Origin of the sequence: Streptomyces sp. MnatMP-M17 (assembly GCF_900091995.1) — a bacterium.
Classification (GTDB): Bacteria; Actinomycetota; Actinomycetes; order Streptomycetales; family Streptomycetaceae; genus Streptomyces.
This window is the reverse complement of record NZ_FMDK01001294.1, coordinates 1-2,697: the sequence shown is the minus strand read 5'-3', so window position 1 is coordinate 2,697 and position 2,697 is coordinate 1. Positions and strand designations below refer to the sequence as shown.

Sequence of the window (2,697 nt, the reverse complement as noted above, 5' to 3'; positions counted from 1 at the left end):
CTGTCGCGGCGGAGAATCTGCCGCCGCGACAGCCGGTCCTGGCGGATCTGCTCACCGACTCGAAGCCGTGTGGCGCCGGGGAGCCCAGGACGTATGTCTCCGGCGCGCCGGTGCTCAGCGCGGTGCTGTACGACCCGGTGGAGGACGACCGGCCCGCAGAGGGCAACCGGGTCAAGGGACAGTTCGAGGTGTGGTGGCAGGGCGCGGACGGCGCCGAGCAGCGCCTGACCCATGTATCCAGCGCGCGGTCTTCGGGAGACGTCACCCGCTGGCAGCTTCCGTCCGACATCCCGGCGGACACCGTCGTCTCCTGGCGGGTCCGCGCGGACGACGGTACGGCCGTGTCGCCCTGGAGCTCGGACGCCGGGGGATCGGTCTGCGAGTTCGTCCGCGACGCGGTGAGTCCCGAGAGGCCCGTGGTGCGTTCGGCCGAATACCCGGACGACGACACATGGTCGGACGGCGTCGGCAACTACGGCACCTTCACCGTCGATTCGCCCTCCGACGACGTGGTGAAGTACCGGTACAGCTTCACCGGTGGCCCGCTCAGGACCGCGCAGGCGGAGACCATGGGCGGTCCTGCGGCCATCCGGTTCCTTCCGCCGAGCGAGGGCGTGTACGTGCTGGAGGTCTCCGCCGTCGACCGCTCGGGACGCGTCGGTCCGCCGACCAACTATGTGTTCCGGGTGAAAGACGGCCGCGTCCCGGTCGCGCGGTGGAAGCTGGCCGACGCGGTCGGTTCCGGGACGGCGGTGGCCGAGACCGGCCCGGCCGCTCCGGCCGGCGCGGGTGTCACGTTCGGCGAGGCCGCGCCGGGCGGTACCGCTCTGACCTCCACGGCCCGGCTGGACGGCACGGCCGACGGCTTCCTCACGCCCGGCACGTCGGTCGTCGACACCACGAAGACCTTCGCGGTCGGCGGCTGGGCACGCCCGGAGCGGCTGGACGGGGACATGACGGTCGTCAGCCAGGACGCGGGCACGGCGCCCGGGTTCACACTCGGAGCACGGACGGAGGACGGCCCGTCGGAGGACGGCCCGTCGGACGGCGGAGAGTCCGCCTGGTCGTTCGCGTACGGCGGCGCCCGGGTGTCCGGAGGCACGCCGCAAGCCGGCGAGTGGGCGTACGTCCTCGGCCAGTACGACGCGGAGACGGGCATGACGCGGCTGTATGTCAACGGCCAGGAGGTCGGTGAGCAGCAGCGGGCGACCGCGGTGGAGAGCGCGGGGGATCTCCAGATCGGCCGGGCACGAGACGCGGCCGGCTACGGCGACCGCTGGCAGGGCGAGATCGGTGACATACGCGCGTACGACCGGGTCGTGGTGCCCGAGGAGGTGGCCCGGCTCGCGCACCGTACGCCGCGGCTACGGGGTCACTGGTCGCTGGAGAGCGCGCGGGACGGCGCCAGCCCGGAGCTCTACGGTGGCGCACCGCTGAAGCTGGGCGCGGGAGCGACGGTCCACCGCGGTCCCGACGGCTCCTGCCTCCCGGAACTCGACCCGGACTGCCCGGCGGCCGAGTACGCGCTCGTCGGTGACGGGCATCTGGTGCTGGACGGCGACACAGGCTTCGCCGCCACGGACGCTCCGGTGGTCGACACGGACGACAGCTTCACGATCGGCGTCGTCCTCAAGCTGGCGGACAGCGAGCCCGAGCGCCCGATGACCGTGCTGTCCCAGGGAGGCGAGAACGGCGACGCCTTCAAGGTGCGCTATGTGCCGTCGACGTACACCTGGGAGCTGGTGATGTCTCACGCGGACGAGCACGGTTCCACGGAAACGGTCGTGGGACAGCGGGCGGGATGGCCGGACGACACCGTGAGACTGGCCGTCGTCTACGACAACGCGACCGATCAGATCAGGCTCTATGTGAACGGCTCCATCGACGCCGACGCGACCGCGACCTTCCGTCAACCCTGGAAGAGCACCGGCGGGCTTCAGGTGGGACGGGCTCACACGGCCGACGGCTGGGGAGAGTACCTGCGCGGTGCCGTGGACGAGGTGCACGCCTTCTCCGGTGTTCTGAGCGGGACGGAACTCAATCAGCTCGGCTTCGGAGGGGAGCCCTGTCTCTGCTGAGGCATTCCCGTGCTGAGGCATTCCCGCTGAGGCAGGCGGCCGTTCACTCGCGCACCGCCGCGGGTGAACGGCCCACGCCCGGCTGCCCTCGACCGGCTCCCGCCTGGCCCCGGCCCGGCTTGTCCGGGTTGGGCTGCCCGGCTTGTTCGGGTCAAGTGCCGTGCCAGACTGACGCCATGGGAGCCACGCGACCGTCCATGCAGGAGCGGATCCGGCGGCGCAGACGTGCGGCCTTTGTCGGGCGGCGGCGGGAGCTGGCGTTGTTCCGGGAGAATCTCGATCTTCCGCCGGACGACGAGCGGCACCGGTTCCTGTTCCATGTCCGGGGCAACGCGGGAGTCGGCAAGACCTCGCTGGTACGGGAGTTGGAGCAGCTCGCCCGGGAGCGCGGGGCGCTGACCGCGTATACGGACGAGGCCGTGGCCGGCGTGCCGGAGGCGATGACCGCGATCAGTGAGCAGTTCGGGCGGCAGGGCAGACCGCTGAAGGCGCTGGACCGGGTGCTCGCGAACTACCGGCAGCGGCGGTTCGAGGTGGAGTCGGCCGCGATGTCGGTCGACCTGCCTGCCGAAGCCGCCGGGCCCTCGGCCGGTTCGCGGGCCGTCGCCGCGGCCGGGCT

At 72.0% G+C, this 2,697-nt stretch carries 2 protein-coding genes; both read left to right on the top strand.

Annotated features, from left to right (window positions below):
• Window positions 1-2,078, top strand: a 2,078-nt coding sequence (locus GA0115259_RS38690; RefSeq protein WP_237540800.1) for a LamG domain-containing protein, incomplete at its 5' end; no start/stop codon positions are given.
• Between the two features lie 176 nt (window positions 2,079-2,254).
• On the top strand, window positions 2,255-2,697 hold a 443-nt coding region (locus GA0115259_RS38685), incomplete at its 3' end, for an AAA family ATPase (RefSeq protein ID WP_237540799.1).